This is a genomic window from Xanthobacter sp., from assembly GCF_041911315.1.
GTDB classification, from domain to species: domain Bacteria; phylum Pseudomonadota; class Alphaproteobacteria; order Rhizobiales; family Xanthobacteraceae; genus Xanthobacter; species Xanthobacter aminoxidans.
The window spans coordinates 1-12,489 of the sequence record NZ_JAYRPE010000054.1 but is presented as its reverse complement, the minus strand read 5'-3'; the positions used below and the strand labels follow the sequence as shown (position 1 = coordinate 12,489).

Annotated in this window: 15 protein-coding genes and 1 tRNA gene; 10 read left to right on the top strand and 6 right to left on the bottom strand. The window is 69.7% G+C overall.

The genetic code is table 11. The features are described 5' to 3' along the window. Positions 1-19: 19 nt before the first annotated feature. From trpA to ACE3QW_RS15710, 3 genes are all read left to right on the top strand, one after another. Positions 20-847 carry a tryptophan synthase subunit alpha gene (trpA, locus tag ACE3QW_RS15720; RefSeq protein WP_374252397.1) on the top strand — a complete coding sequence of 276 codons (828 nt, stop codon included), beginning with the start codon at positions 20-22 and terminating at the stop codon, positions 845-847. Between the two features lie 153 nt (positions 848-1,000). Then, entirely contained in the window at positions 1,001-1,894 is an 894-nt protein-coding gene (gene accD / locus ACE3QW_RS15715; protein WP_024276672.1) for an acetyl-CoA carboxylase, carboxyltransferase subunit beta, read from the top strand. Between the two features lie 51 nt (positions 1,895-1,945). After that, positions 1,946-3,271: a folylpolyglutamate synthase/dihydrofolate synthase family protein gene (locus ACE3QW_RS15710; RefSeq protein ID WP_374252394.1), complete on the top strand. Its 1,326-nt coding sequence runs from the start codon at positions 1,946-1,948 to the stop codon at positions 3,269-3,271. A 195-nt stretch (positions 3,272-3,466) separates the two neighbouring features. Here the strand turns inward: ACE3QW_RS15710 and edd are convergent, their stop codons facing one another. After that, the gene (gene edd, locus ACE3QW_RS15705; RefSeq protein WP_374252392.1) at positions 3,467-5,302 is read right to left on the bottom strand and encodes a phosphogluconate dehydratase; all 1,836 of its coding nucleotides are present in this window, start codon (positions 5,300-5,302) and stop codon (positions 3,467-3,469) included. Between the two features lie 64 nt (positions 5,303-5,366). Next, positions 5,367-5,801, bottom strand: coding sequence for a pyridoxamine 5'-phosphate oxidase family protein (locus ACE3QW_RS15700; protein WP_029556203.1), 435 nt, complete (start codon positions 5,799-5,801; stop codon positions 5,367-5,369). A gap of 188 nt (positions 5,802-5,989) precedes the next feature. Here ACE3QW_RS15700 and ACE3QW_RS15695 point away from each other — a divergent pair, with 188 nt between their 5' ends. Both ACE3QW_RS15695 and ACE3QW_RS15690 read left to right on the top strand, forming a co-directional pair. Then, the gene (locus ACE3QW_RS15695) at positions 5,990-6,514 is read left to right on the top strand and encodes a heme-binding protein (RefSeq protein WP_374252390.1); all 525 of its coding nucleotides are present in this window, start codon (positions 5,990-5,992) and stop codon (positions 6,512-6,514) included. Positions 6,515-6,527: 13 nt separating this feature from the next. After that, complete coding sequence (locus ACE3QW_RS15690; RefSeq protein WP_374252388.1) at positions 6,528-6,707, top strand: hypothetical protein; 180 nt, start codon at positions 6,528-6,530, stop codon at positions 6,705-6,707. Here the strand turns inward: ACE3QW_RS15690 and ACE3QW_RS15685 are convergent. The 3 genes from ACE3QW_RS15685 to otsB all read right to left on the bottom strand — a co-directional run bounded on the left by ACE3QW_RS15685 (position 6,670) and on the right by otsB (position 9,165). Then, positions 6,670-6,756: transfer RNA gene (locus ACE3QW_RS15685), tRNA-Leu, on the bottom strand. The genes ACE3QW_RS15690 and ACE3QW_RS15685 overlap by 38 nt on opposite strands. Before the next feature lie 79 nt (positions 6,757-6,835). Beyond that, positions 6,836-8,311 (bottom strand): alpha,alpha-trehalose-phosphate synthase (UDP-forming), encoded by a 1,476-nt coding sequence (otsA, locus tag ACE3QW_RS15680; RefSeq protein ID WP_029556201.1) that lies wholly within the window; start codon positions 8,309-8,311, stop codon positions 6,836-6,838. A 5-nt stretch (positions 8,312-8,316) separates the two neighbouring features. Continuing rightward, positions 8,317-9,165 carry a trehalose-phosphatase gene (otsB, locus tag ACE3QW_RS15675; RefSeq protein WP_374252386.1) on the bottom strand — a complete coding sequence of 283 codons (849 nt, stop codon included), beginning with the start codon at positions 9,163-9,165 and terminating at the stop codon, positions 8,317-8,319. A gap of 230 nt (positions 9,166-9,395) precedes the next feature. On the opposite strand from otsB, the gene ACE3QW_RS15670 reads away from it, so the two are divergent. Both ACE3QW_RS15670 and ACE3QW_RS15665 read left to right on the top strand, forming a co-directional pair. Beyond that, a complete protein-coding gene (locus ACE3QW_RS15670; protein ID WP_374252384.1) occupies positions 9,396-9,671 on the top strand; it encodes a hypothetical protein in 276 nt (91 codons plus the stop codon). Between the two features lie 117 nt (positions 9,672-9,788). Continuing rightward, positions 9,789-10,058: a YMGG-like glycine zipper-containing protein gene (locus tag ACE3QW_RS15665; RefSeq protein ID WP_024276680.1), complete on the top strand. Its 270-nt coding sequence runs from the start codon at positions 9,789-9,791 to the stop codon at positions 10,056-10,058. Between the two features lie 198 nt (positions 10,059-10,256). Here the strand turns inward: ACE3QW_RS15665 and ACE3QW_RS15660 are convergent, their stop codons facing one another. Further along, positions 10,257-10,433: a DUF1328 domain-containing protein gene (locus ACE3QW_RS15660; RefSeq protein ID WP_024276681.1), complete on the bottom strand. Its 177-nt coding sequence runs from the start codon at positions 10,431-10,433 to the stop codon at positions 10,257-10,259. 247 nt (positions 10,434-10,680) lie between these two features. On the opposite strand from ACE3QW_RS15660, the gene ACE3QW_RS15655 reads away from it, so the two are divergent. The 3 genes from ACE3QW_RS15655 to ACE3QW_RS15645 all read left to right on the top strand — a co-directional run. After that, positions 10,681-11,034, top strand: a complete 354-nt coding sequence (locus ACE3QW_RS15655; protein ID WP_374252382.1) for a hypothetical protein — start codon at positions 10,681-10,683, stop codon at positions 11,032-11,034. Between the two features lie 154 nt (positions 11,035-11,188). Beyond that, positions 11,189-11,410, top strand: a complete 222-nt coding sequence (locus tag ACE3QW_RS15650) for a hypothetical protein (RefSeq protein ID WP_374252380.1) — start codon at positions 11,189-11,191, stop codon at positions 11,408-11,410. Positions 11,411-11,650: 240 nt separating this feature from the next. Next, a partial coding sequence (locus tag ACE3QW_RS15645; RefSeq protein ID WP_374252378.1) for an extensin family protein occupies positions 11,651-12,489 on the top strand: 839 nt, incomplete at its 3' end.

The following is a 12,489-nucleotide window of genomic DNA, read 5'->3' as shown; positions in this document are numbered from 1 at the left end:
CTCTCATCCAGGCAAGCCCATGACCACCCGCATCTCCGACCGCTTCGCCGCCCTCAAGGAAGAGGGGCGGCCGGGCCTCGTCACCTTCGTCACCGCCGGCGACCCGGACGGCGAGACCTCGCTCGCCATCCTCAGGGCGCTGCCGGGCGCGGGGGCCGACGTGATCGAGCTGGGCGTGCCCTTCACCGATCCCATGGCCGACGGCCCGGCCATCCAGGCGGCGGGGCTGCGCGCGCTCAAGGGCGGGCAGACGCTGGCCAAGACGCTGGAAATGGTTGCCGCCTTCCGCGGCGAGGACCAGACCACGCCGGTGGTGCTGATGGGCTATTTCAACCCCATCTACGTCTTTGGCGTGGAGCGCTTCCTCATCGACGCCAAGGTCGCCGGGGTGGACGGTCTGATCGTGGTGGACCTGCCGCCGGAGGAGGACGACGAACTGTGCATCCCGGCGCTGAATGCCGGGCTGGACTTCATCCGCCTCGCCACCCCCACCACCGACGACAAGCGCCTGCCCACCGTCCTCGCGAACACCGCGGGCTTCGTCTACTACGTCTCCATCACCGGCATCACCGGCGCGGCGACGCCGGATGCGAACGCGGTGGCCACCGCCGTGGCGCGCATCAAGAGCCATACCGCGCTGCCCGTGGCGGTCGGCTTCGGCGTGAAGACCCCGGAACAGGCGGCCGCCATCGCGCAGAGTGCCGATGCGGTGGTCGTCGGCTCGGCGCTGGTGGAAGTGGTGCGCCGCACCCTCGACGAGGAGGGCAAGGCCACGTCCAACACCGTGATCGGCGTGGAAGCCCTCGTCAGCGAGCTGGCCGAGGCGGTGCGCGGCGTGCGGCGCTGAGCCGGCTTCGCCGCAACGGCAGCAAGGTGGTATGATCGACGGCAACAGCGGTGATCGCCGTACTTTCGCCGTGTCAGACTTGCCATTAGGGCGGAGGGGGGACTATGTGCGCCGCAGCGCGGCGCCGCGCCCCTCCGTACCGGAGATGATCCCGTGAACTGGATTTCCAACGTCGTCCGCCCGAAGATCCGCGACTTCCTGGCGCGGCGCGAGGTGCCCGAAAACCTCTGGGTCAAGTGCCCGGAGACCGGGCAGATGGTGTTTCACAAGGATCTGGAGGCGAACCTCTACGTCATCCCGGCGTCCGGCTACCACATGCGCATGGACGCGGTGACGCGGCTGAAGAACACCTTCGACGACGGCGCCTATGAGGAAGTCACCCTTCCCGAGGTGGCGATCGACCCGCTCAAGTTCCGCGACGAGCGCCGCTACGTGGACCGCCTGAAGGACGCCCGCACCAAGACCGGCTACCAGGATGCGGTGAAGGTGGCGACCGGCCTGCTCACCGAGCTGCCCGTCACCATCGCCGTGCAGGATTTCGGCTTCATGGGCGGCTCGCTCGGCATGGCCGCCGGCGAGGCGGTGGTGAAGGGGCTGGAGACGGCCGCCGAGCGCGGCACGCCCTTCATCATGTTCGCGGCCTCCGGCGGCGCGCGCATGCAGGAGGGCATCCTCTCCCTCATGCAGATGCCGCGCACCACGGCGGCCATCCAGGAGCTGCGCGAGGCGAAGAAGCCCTACATCGTCGTCCTCACCAACCCGACCACGGGCGGCGTCACCGCCTCCTACGCCATGCTGGGCGACATCCAGATCGCCGAGCCCGGCGCGCTGATCGGCTTCGCCGGCCCGCGCGTGATCGAGCAGACCATCCGCGAGAAGCTGCCCGACGGCTTCCAGCGCGCCGAATATCTGCGCGAACACGGCATGCTCGACATGGTGGTGCACCGCCACGAGATGCGCGACACGCTGGGCCGCCTGTGCCGGATGCTGACCAAGGCGCCGGCTTTGCCGCCCAAGGGCCGGCTGCCGCGCCCGCAGGCGGCGTGAGGGAGGCCTGATCGCGGGCCCCTCCCGTGGGGGCTCCCGGCTCGACGCACCATGGCACTGCCCCTGCCCGCCCGCGCCACGGACGAGATTCTCTCCCGCCTCGCAGCGCTTCACCCGAAGAAGATCGACCTGTCCCTCTCGCGGATGGAGCGTCTGCTGGAGGCGCTCGGCCATCCCGAGCGGCGCCTGCCGAAGGTGATCCACGTCGCCGGCACCAACGGCAAGGGCTCCACCATCGCCTTCATGCGCGGGATGCTGGAGGCGGCCGGCCAGAGCGTGCACGTCTACACCTCGCCGCATCTGGTGCGCTTCAACGAGCGCATCCGCCTCGGCGCGCCGGGTGGCGGGCGGCTCGTCTCCGACGCGGCGCTGGCCGATGCCCTCGACCGGGCGGAGGTGGCCAATGCCGGCGCCCCAATCACCTTGTTCGAGATCACCACGGCGGCGGGCTTCCTGCTGTTCGCCGAGCATCCGGCGGACGTGCTGCTGCTGGAGGTGGGCCTCGGCGGCCGGCTCGACGCCACCAACGTGGTGGAAAAGCCGCTGGCCAGCGTCATCACGCCGGTTTCCATCGACCATGTGGACTTCCTCGGCTCCTCGGTGGAGGCCATCGCGGGGGAGAAGGCCGGCATCATCAAGCCGCGCTGCCCCATCGTGACCGGCGCCCAGTCGCCGGAGGCGCTCGCCGTGATCGAGCGGGCGGCGGCGAAGAAGCTCGCGCCCTTGTTCGTGCGCGGCCAGCAGTGGAACGTGCAGGAGGAGGGGGGCCGGCTCGTCTATGCGGACGAGGACGGCCTGCTCGACCTGCCACGCCCGCGCCTCGTCGGGCCGCACCAGATCGACAATGCGGGCCTCGCCGTCGCTGCCCTGCGCGCGGTGAAGCTGCCCGCCGCCCATGATGCGGGCATCCTGCGCGCCGACTGGCCGGCGCGCCTCCAGCGGCTCGCGCCCGGCCCGCTCTCCGCCCGCGCACCGGCCGGCGTGGAATTGTGGCTCGACGGCGGGCACAATGCCGCCGGTGGCGCAGCCCTCGCCCATGCCCTGTGCGAGCTGGAGGAGCGTTATTCGCGCCCCCTCGTGCTCATCCTCGGCATGCTCGGCACCAAGGATGTCACCGGCTTCCTCCAGCCCTTCGCCGGCCTCGTGCGCGAGGCCATCGCGGTGCCGGTGCCCGGCGAGCATGCAGGCTTGAAGCCGGAGGATGTGGCGGCCGCCGCCGTCAGCCTCGGCATGAAGGCGAGCGTGGCGCGGGACGTGGGCAGCGCCCTCGACGGCATCGCCCGCGAGGCGGTGGTGCCGCCGCCGCGCGTGCTCATTGCCGGTTCGCTCTATCTGGCCGGCGCCGTGCTCGCCGCCAACGGCACGGCGCTGGGCTGAGAGCTGGTTTGACCTGCGAACTCCATGCCGCTGGGAAAAACGCAACTTTCCGGGCGCATTTCCCGCGCCGTCATTGCCCGCCTTGTGCGGGCAATCCACCGCGGGGCCAGAGGGACGCTGCGTGTTTTCCGCGGTCGATCTTCGCGGCGGAGGGGATCCCCCCGACAAGCCGGGGGATGGCGGCGCGCTATCTTCTCACACCGCCGCGAAGATCGTCGCCCCGTTCTCCGCCTCGCCCACGGCGGCGCGGAAGGGGGCGAACAATTCGCGCCCGACGCCCACATGGTTGGCGGAGAGATCGGCCGTGGCGCTTGGCCGGGCCGCCCACTCGCCGGGCGGCACCAGCACCTCCAGCCGGCCCGTCACCGCATCGACCCGGATCATGTCGCCGTCGCGGATGCGGGCGATGGCGCCGCCGTCCAGCGCCTCCGGCGTGACATGGATGGCCGCCGGCACCTTGCCGGACGCGCCGGAGAGGCGGCCGTCGGTGACGAGGGCCACCCTCTGCCCGCGATCCTGCAGCACGCCGAGGGGCGGCATGAGCTTGTGCAGCTCCGGCATGCCGTTGGCCTTCGGCCCCTGGAAGCGCACGACGGCGACGAGATCGCCGGTCAGTTCGCCCGCCTTGAAGGCCGCCTGAAGCTCCTCCTGCGAATGGAAGACCTTGGCCGGCGCCTCGATCACATGGCGCTCCGGCGCCACCGCCGAGGTCTTGATGACGGCCCGGCCGAGGCTGCCGTCCAGCACCTTGAGCCCGCCCGTGCTCTGGAACGGGGCCGCGACGCCGCGCAGCACCTTGTCGTCGCCGCTTGTCGTCGCCCCGTCCCGCCAGTCGAGGGTGCCGTCGGGCGCGAGCACCGGTTCGCGGGTATAGGCCTCGAGCCCCCGGCCGAGGATGGTCTCGGCATCGGCGTGCAGCAGGCCGGCGGACAGCAGTTCGCGCACCACGAAGGGCATGCCGCCCGCCGCATGGAAATGGTTCACGTCCGCCGAGCCGTTGGGATAGACGCGGGCGAGCAGCGGCGTCACCTCGGCGAGCGCGGAGAAATCATCCCAGCTCAGGGCGATGCCTGCCGCCGCCGCCATGGCGACGAGGTGCAGCGTGTGGTTGGTGGAGCCGCCGGTGGCGTGGAGGCCGACGATGCCGTTCACGAACGCCTTCTCGTCCAGCATCCGCCCGGCGGGGATGTGATCGTTGCCGAGCGCCGTGATGGCCAGCGCCCGCTGGGCGGCGGCCTTGGTGAGGGCATCGCGCAGCGGCGTGTCCGGCGTTACGAAGGAGGCGCCGGGCAGATGCAGGCCCATGATTTCCATGAGCATCTGGTTGGTGTTTGCGGTGCCGTAGAAGGTGCAGGTGCCGGGGCCGTGGTAGGACTGGCTCTCCGCCTCCAGAAGCGCGTCCCGGCCCACCTTGCCCTCCGCATAGAGCTGGCGGATGCGGGACTTCTCGTTGTTCGGCAGCCCGCTGGTCATGGGGCCGGAGGGGATGAACACCGCCGGCAGATGGCCGAACGAGAGCGCGCCGATGACGAGGCCGGGCACGATCTTGTCGCAGATGCCGAGGAAGACCGCGGCATCGAACGTCTGGTGGGAGAGGGCCACGGCGGTGGAGAGGGCGATCACCTCGCGGGAGAAGAGGGACAGCTCCATCCCCGCCTCGCCCTGGGTGATGCCGTCGCACATGGCCGGCACGCCGCCCGCCACCAGCGCCGCGCCGCCGGCCGCGCGGGCCGCCTCGCGCAGCAGCTCGGGATAACGCTCATAGGGCCGGTGGGCCGAAAGCATGTCGTTATAGGCGGTGACGATGCCCAGCGAAGGGCCTTCCCCCGCCCGCAGCATGGCCTTGTCGGAGGGGCCGCAGGCGGCGAAGCCGTGGGCCTGGTTGGCGCAGCCCAGGGCCTGGCGCTGGGGCCGGCGCTGGGCTGCCGCCTCGATGCGGTCGAGATAGCGGCGCCGCGCGTCGTGGCTGCGCCTGACGATGCGCTCCGTGATCTCGCCGACGCGGGCGTCGAGCATGTGCTGTGCGGCCATGGGGGCTCCTCCTTGCCGCGAGTCTTCACCCTGAGCGACGCCCGGCGCAAGGGTTGGACGTCCTCTAAAGGACGAGTTCCCCGTCGTCCTCGCCGTTCCACCAGTGGAGGCGCTGCGCCTCGACCTTGATGAGCACGAGGCCCGGCGTGTCGATGCCGGCCGGGAACCAGCGGTCGAGATCGGCGGTCCAGCGCGCCTCGAAGGCGGTCTTGTCGCGGATGATCTGCGCCTTGCCTTCCACGGTGGCGAAGAAGGGGCGCTGGCCGAGGATGCCGCTCGTGCCCTGAAGGGCGAGGCCCACGTTGGGATCGCGGGCGATCTCGCTCACCGCGCGGGCATCCTCCTTGGCGAAGAAGAAGCTGCTGCCGTCATAGTCCACGTCGCCGTTGTTGCTCATGGGCCGCCCGGCCAGCGCGCCGCCCTCGCTCTTGGTGAAGAGGGTGGTGAAATCGATGTCGCGCATCTTCTCCACCACTTCGTCCAGCGTCATCTCGGCCATGGCGTCGTCGCTCCCGATTGTGTCCTGCAGTCAATGCCGGCGGGGCGTTTTGGTTCAGGCGGGCGTGCGCTGGGGCGGCTGAAACCGCATTCGGCGACGTTGACAAGTTACGATTGCCATGTAACCATAAAAATGTCAATATAAAGGTTACAGAGCGGCGCCGCGCGCACGCCACGAAAGGACACATCATGAAATCAAGGACGATGGCCGCCGCCCTTCTGCTCGCGGCTACCGGCTGGGCCGTGCCCGCCGCGGCGCAGGTGGGCTACAGCGGCTATGCGCTGCCGCTTGGTCTCGCGGTCGAGGCGGCGACGGCGGCGGTGAAGGCGTGCGAGGCCAAGGGCTGGCCGGTGACCGCGACGGTGGTCGATGCGTCGGGCCTCGTGAAGGCCACGCTGAAGGCCGACCACGCGACGGTCCACACGCCGGACACGGCCTTCCGCAAGGCCTACACGGTGGCCACCCTCGGCCCGATCTTCAAGTTCGACCGGTCGAGCGCGTTCGCGGAGATCGTCGCCAAATATCCCGGCGGCGCGGGCTCCTCGCTCACCACCATCCCCAACGTGATCGCGCTGGCGGGGGGCGTGGCGGTCATGCACGGCAACGAGATCGTCGCCGCCATCGGCGTCGGCGGGGCGCCGGGCGGCGACAAGGACGAGGCCTGCGCCAGCGCCGGCCTCGCGGCCATCGCGGATCGCGCCAACACGCACTAACGGGATGAAAGGATTGGTGCGCCAGAGCGGAGCGGAGGCGAACCCGCGCGATGGGTTGGCGGGCGGCATCGCGCCAGTAAAACGCGATGGGTTGGCGGGCGGCATCGCGCAAGCAAAGCGCGATGGGTTGGCGGGCGGCATCGCGCGAGGAAAGATGGTGCGGGCGGTCGGACTCGAACCGACATATCCGTGAGGACGGCGGATTTTGAGTCCGCTGCGTCTACCAGTTCCGCCACGCCCGCAGCCGAAGCCTCTTTATAGGCTTGCCGGCCGGGCGCCAACAGGAAAGCGGCGGGGATATCCCCGCCGTTCGCTTACACCTCATGCACCGCGCGGCAGCGCGCTCGATCCCCAGCCCACCGGGAGGCGCACCACGCTGCGCATCGCCGCACGGGGCAGGGCGATGTCGCGGCGTTCCGGCTGCGGGTCGGGTTCCAGCGCCGCCAGATAGTCCTCGGCCCAGCGGTTGATGTCGTGCTCTTCGAGCACCCGCATCATCCGGCGGTGGCGCTCGCGCCGTTCCGCCAGCGGCATCTCCAGCGCCCGGCGCAGGGTGACGGCGACGCCCTCGGTGTCGTGCGGGTTGACGATCAGCGCCCCGTTCCCGAGTTCGCTCGCGGCCCCGGCGAACTGGGACAGGAGCAGCACGCCGGGATCGGCCGGGTCTTGCGCCGCCACGAATTCCTTGGCGACGAGGTTCATGCCGTCACGCAGCGGCGTCACCAGCGCCACGTCGGCACGGCGGTAGAAGCCGGCGAGGGCGGAGCGCGAATAGGTGCGGTTCACATAGCGCAGCGGCGTCCAGGAGACGTCCGAGTAGGCGCCGTTGATCTGCCCGGCCCGGTGGGACACGCTCCGGTCCATGTCCTGATATTCGGGCACGTCGGTGCGGCTCTTGGGCGTGATCTGCACGAAGGTCACGCGGTCGTGCCAGTCCGGCTGGGTGCGCAGGAACTGGTCGTAGGCGTCCAGCCGGTTGGGGATGCCCTTGGAATAGTCCAGCCGGTCCACGCCGATGATGAGCTTGCGGCCGGAGAGGCTCTCGTCGAACGCCTTCACGAAGCGGGTGCGGCTCGCGTGCCGCGCCCGCCGCGCAAAGGCGCCGGTCTCGATGCCCACGGGAAAGGTGCCGAGGCGCACGCGCCGGCCGCCGATGTCGCAGCCGTTGCCGTCGGGCGTCGTCTGGCCGCCGCGGGTCTCGAGATAGCGGGCGAAATTCTCCCGGTCGCCCTCGGTCTGGAAGCCCACCAGATCGTAATGGGCCAGCGCCCCCACGGTGTCGGCGTGCTGCGGCAGGGCCTGGATGATGTCCGCCGGCGGCATGGGGATGTGCAGGAAGAAGCCGATGCGGTTGTTGTGGCCGCGCTCCCGCAGATATTTGGCCAGCGGCATCATGTGGTAGTCGTGGATCCACAAGATGTCGTCCGGGCGGATGATCTTCTCCAGGTGGTCCGCGAACATCCGGTTGACGCGGATGTAGCCGGAGAGATCCGAGCGGTAGAATTCCGACAGGTCCACCCGGTAGTGCAGCACCGGCCACAGCACCCGGTTGGCGAAGCCGTTGTAATATTCCTGGTAGTCCTCGTTGGTGAGGTCGACCACGGCGTAGGTGACGCCCGCGTGTTTCGTCGCCTGGGGCGTATCGGAAGGGTCCGGTGCGATGCGCCCGCTCCAGCCGAACCAGATGCCGCCGCGATCCTTGAGGGCGGCGTTGACGGCGACGGCGAGTCCCCCGGCCGGCGCACCGGACTTCTGGGGGAGGGCCACTCGGTTCGATACGACCACGATGCGGGACACTGAGGTCACCTCCTTCGTTGTCGCGGCTCGGCCGCGAGGTGGGTGATGAGGGCACGGACCGCGCGCGGGTCCGGTAAAATGGTGTGAGCGCCGTCGCGCGGCGCGCCGACCGCGACGGCAATGCCGCCCGCCCGGTTCACGGCCCGGAACCCGGCCTCGTCGGTGACGTCGTCGCCGATGAAGACCGGGCGGCGGCCGGCGAAGGCCGGAGCGGCCATGAAGCGCTCGACGGCGGCGCCCTTGTCGATGCCTTTCCGGCGCACTTCGAACACGCAATGGCCGGGCATGATCTCGATGCCGCTGATCTGGCCGACCACCTCGGTCAGCGCGCGCTGCAGCACCGGCGCGACTTCCGGGTGTGCCCGGTAGTGGATGGCGACCGCGTATTCCTTGTCCTCGGCGAACACGCCCTCGAACTCGGCTGCCGTCTCGCGCAACGCGTGCCTGAGGTCCCCCTCAAGGGCGGGCGCGCGATCGGAGGGCCCGCCGGCGGAGAGGCGAATTTCGGCGCCATGGACGCCCGCGGCGGCGAACCTGTCGGCGCCGAACAGCGCGTCGAGCGAGGCGAGCGAGCGTCCGCTGACGAGCGCCAGCGCGCCATTGGCTCCTTCCGCGAGGGCCATCAGGGTGTCGGGAAGGCCGGGGGGGACCACCACGGCCTCGGGTCGCTCGGCAATGTCGATCAGCGTTCCGTCCACATCGAGAAAGAAGGCGTGAGTCGCAGGATCGAGGACCACGAAGGCCCCCGGAAGTTCTGAATCCACCGCGAAAAACGGTCCCTTGAGCATTCCAAACACGGACGTGGCCTTTTCAAATTCCGGTAACGTAACGCCGCCGGGACGCCACGGTTCCACCTCCGCTTCGACCCAATACCGCCACAGGGAGCGGCGAACAGCTTGGCTCCGGCTTCGCCTGCGGAACCGGAGCGGTTCGGCAGCGTTCGTCTCGGCGTCACGGGAGACAGCATATGCTCGGCTTGCACAGGACTTCGACCGACGGGTTTTCCCGCCGCCTTTCGGCTTTGCGGGATGAACTCGACCATCTCCAGTCGTCGTTCCACAAGCGGGAGCGCGAGTGGGGCCGGATGGCCTCAGACGTCGCGTCCGATGCGCAGGACTGGGTGGCCGAGCGGGCGGAATCCCTGCCGAGCCTGTCTCTGGACAGCCTTCGCCGTCACCTGCCCGCACTGCCGCATCGCCCCTTCCGCTCCGAAACGTCGGCGGTGCCGGTGATCGTCGCGGCGGTGGCTGTGGGCGTCGGGGTAGGGTGCGTGCTATATGCCGTTACGTCGCGGGGACGTCGGTCCGCCCGCGGTCCGGCCCGCGAGGACGAGCGCAAGGCTCAGCCCGTGGTCGATTAATGCGGCGGGCCTGACGCCACGGGCGGTCAGGCGCGCTGTTTCGCCCTCGTGCCCCGATGCGGGGCGGGGCGCAGGATGGATGTCCGGCATGCTGCCGGCAGGGCAAGGGAGAACGAGATGAAAGCGGCTCTCATGATTGGCGTGATGGCACTCGCCCTCGGCGGTTGCAGCGAATATTCGCGGCAGGATCGCGCGGTGGGTGGTGCTGCGATCGGCGCCGGCACCGGTGCGCTGATCGGTGCCGCCGCCACGGGCACCGGTACGGGCGCCCTCGTCGGCGGCCTCATCGGCGCGGGCACGGGTGCCATCATCGGCGCCGAGACCACCCCCCGCGCCTGCTGGGCGCGCGACGCCTACGGCAACCGCTATCGCGTGCAGTGCCCCTGAGCGGCACGAAACGGTACTGCTGAACAACCGAAAGGCGCCCAACCGGGCGCCTTTTTGTTTGGGGGTCCCGGTGGTCCGGGCGGGGGTCGTTAGCGGTGCCTTTACCTTAGCAAAGTATCACTGGAGCCATCTCCAAGTGACTTCAGGGCGGCCCGGGACCCCTCCGGACCGCCCTGTTCTTTTTGCGCCTCGGCTGGATCAGACCGGGCCTCGACCCCGGCGCATCAGTCCCATCACCGCGGAAATGAGGAACAGGACGATCGCGACGAAGAAGATGATCTTCGCGATTTCGATGGCCGTACCCGCGATGCCGCCGAAGCCCAGGACCGCGGCGATCAGCGCGACGATGAGAAAGGTAATCGCCCAGCTCAGCATGGCCGTGTCTCCTTGCCTTTGTTTGATCGAATGACGTGCGCCGCCCGCTGAAGACACTTTTGATATCGCTCAGCTTTTGGCGTTGAAGTGTGACGCGCATCGTCAACTGCCCAATGGCCCCGCTTGTTCCCGCACGGCGCTGATTCCCGCGCACGTCGAGGGGCGGGATGTTTCCAGTCGCGGGCGTGGAACAAATCCCCACCCCTCGCGTTTTCTCGGCGATCTGGAGACGCAGGAGGAGGCGCGGATGAGCGGATTGCGAAACGAACCCCTGCCGGGCGGCTCTGCCATGCGGAACGCGGGCGCCCAGGGTAACGTACCGGAAGACGACGCGCGGGACGGCGGGGTTTTGCCCCCGGGCCTCGATGCCGCGCCGCACGGCTATGACCCGGTGGAATTCGGCCCCGGCGAGAGCCGACGCGATTTTCCCCCGCGCCGCGCGCGGGTGGTGGACCAGGAGCGGCGCCTGCTCAAGGAAATCCAGGCGGCGTTCGACGGCTCCGACAAGCGGCACGACGTGGATGATGGACCGGACGTGGACGCGGCCGGCCCGCATACCGACCCTGATACCGGACACCTGTCGCGACTCTATCGTGATTGAGGCCCGCGTTCAGAACCTTATTGCAACGCACGTGGACGTGTCCCATCTTGAGGCCGCCCGCGTCTGTCAGAAGACCCTCGCCATGCGATCGGCACGCTTCCAAGGCCCCCTCGACACCCCCATGACGACGCAGCATCAGAAAGAGGCAGGCGGCATGCGAACGCCTCACCGCCGCGACATCTCCGCCCGTCAGGATCTGCTGGGCCGCGAGCTGCGCCAACTGTTCGACGATTACACCCAGGAAGACATGCCGGACGAGCTGCAGAGCCTCGCCGCCCGTCTTCAGGCGGCCTTCGAGGGACGCGAGCCGGATGGCGCCGCCGATGGCGCCGCGCCCCCGGACGCCGACGCCAACGCCGAGCCCAAGAAGGACTGAGGCGAGGACTGAGGCGGGGGAGGTCTCTCCCCTTCAGGCCGCGCCAGGTTCAAGGGTCCCGACCGGCCGCTCGGCCGGTCCGCGTCCATTTTCGCCTCCTCGTGAACCCCATCCCTCCGCCGCGATATCGCGTAGCGGAAGGGCGTGGGGTTCTGTCTTTTCAAGGGGCTGCGGCTCCTTTTGCGGTATTTGGCGGCGTGCTTTAACCCCTTTGCAAGGCGGCCTCCGCAAGGTGGGGCCATGTCGCGCGACACGCCCCGCATCTTCCTCGCCCTCCTCCTTCTGGCCGGCGCCCTCTCGGGCTGTCGCTTCGGCCTGGAGGAGCGCGATTCGTGGCGCTCCCAGGCCGAGGAGCAATGCCTTGCGGCCAAGGGAGTGGTCCCGTCCGTCTTCATGGAGCCGCTTCCCGCCGTCCAGGGCCCCGGCGCCTGCGGCATGGACCACCCGTTCCGCGTGAGCGCGCTGGCGCAGGGGAATGTGGTGCTGGAGCCGGCCGGCAAGCTCGCCTGCCCGGTGATCTACCAGGTGGACATGTGGGTGCAGGACGTGGTGCAGCCGGCGGCGCTGGCGTGGCTCGGCCAGCCCATCGTCGCCATCAGCCAGATGTCGGCCTATTCCTGCCGCGGCATGAACGGCGACCCCAACGCCAAGATTTCCGAGCATGCATTCGGCAACGCCCTCGACATCGGCGGCTTCCGCACGGCGGACGGCCGCTGGATCAGCGTGAAGAACGGCTGGAAGGGCACGCCGGAGGAGCGCGGATTCCTGCTCCAGGTGCAGGCCGGTGCCTGCGAGCGCTTCACCACGGTGCTCGCGCCGGGCTCCAACATCTTCCACTACGATCACATCCATGTGGACCTGATGCGCCACGCCAAGGGGCGGACCATCTGCAAGCCGGCGCCGCGCCCGATGCCGGCCCCGCCCATGCCGACCAAGGCGCCGCCGATGGTGTCGGCCGCGCCCAGCGCGCCGGTGGCGGAAGCCGCTCCCGTCTATGCCCCGGCCCCGCAGCAGGTCTCGGCCCCTGCGGAGCAGCCCTCCTTCTTCTCCACCTTGTTCGGCGGGCCGCGGGCCGCGCC

What these genes read in the sequence shown, in the direction of transcription:
- trpA (WP_374252397.1), top strand. Translation starts at nt 20, where the DNA reads ATGACCACCCGCATCTCCGACCGCTTCGCCGCCCTCAAGGAAGAGGGG.
- ACE3QW_RS15710 (WP_374252394.1), top strand. Translation starts at nt 1,946, where the DNA reads ATGGCACTGCCCCTGCCCGCCCGCGCCACGGACGAGATTCTCTCCCGC.
- edd (WP_374252392.1), bottom strand. Translation starts at nt 5,302, where the DNA reads ATGGCCGCACAGCACATGCTCGACGCCCGCGTCGGCGAGATCACGGAG.
- ACE3QW_RS15700 (WP_029556203.1), bottom strand. Translation starts at nt 5,801, where the DNA reads ATGGCCGAGATGACGCTGGACGAAGTGGTGGAGAAGATGCGCGACATC.
- ACE3QW_RS15695 (WP_374252390.1), top strand. Translation starts at nt 5,990, where the DNA reads ATGAAATCAAGGACGATGGCCGCCGCCCTTCTGCTCGCGGCTACCGGC.
- ACE3QW_RS15670 (WP_374252384.1), top strand. Translation starts at nt 9,396, where the DNA reads ATGGCCTCAGACGTCGCGTCCGATGCGCAGGACTGGGTGGCCGAGCGG.
- ACE3QW_RS15665 (WP_024276680.1), top strand. Translation starts at nt 9,789, where the DNA reads ATGAAAGCGGCTCTCATGATTGGCGTGATGGCACTCGCCCTCGGCGGT.
- ACE3QW_RS15660 (WP_024276681.1), bottom strand. Translation starts at nt 10,433, where the DNA reads ATGCTGAGCTGGGCGATTACCTTTCTCATCGTCGCGCTGATCGCCGCG.
- ACE3QW_RS15655 (WP_374252382.1), top strand. Translation starts at nt 10,681, where the DNA reads ATGAGCGGATTGCGAAACGAACCCCTGCCGGGCGGCTCTGCCATGCGG.
- ACE3QW_RS15650 (WP_374252380.1), top strand. Translation starts at nt 11,189, where the DNA reads ATGCGAACGCCTCACCGCCGCGACATCTCCGCCCGTCAGGATCTGCTG.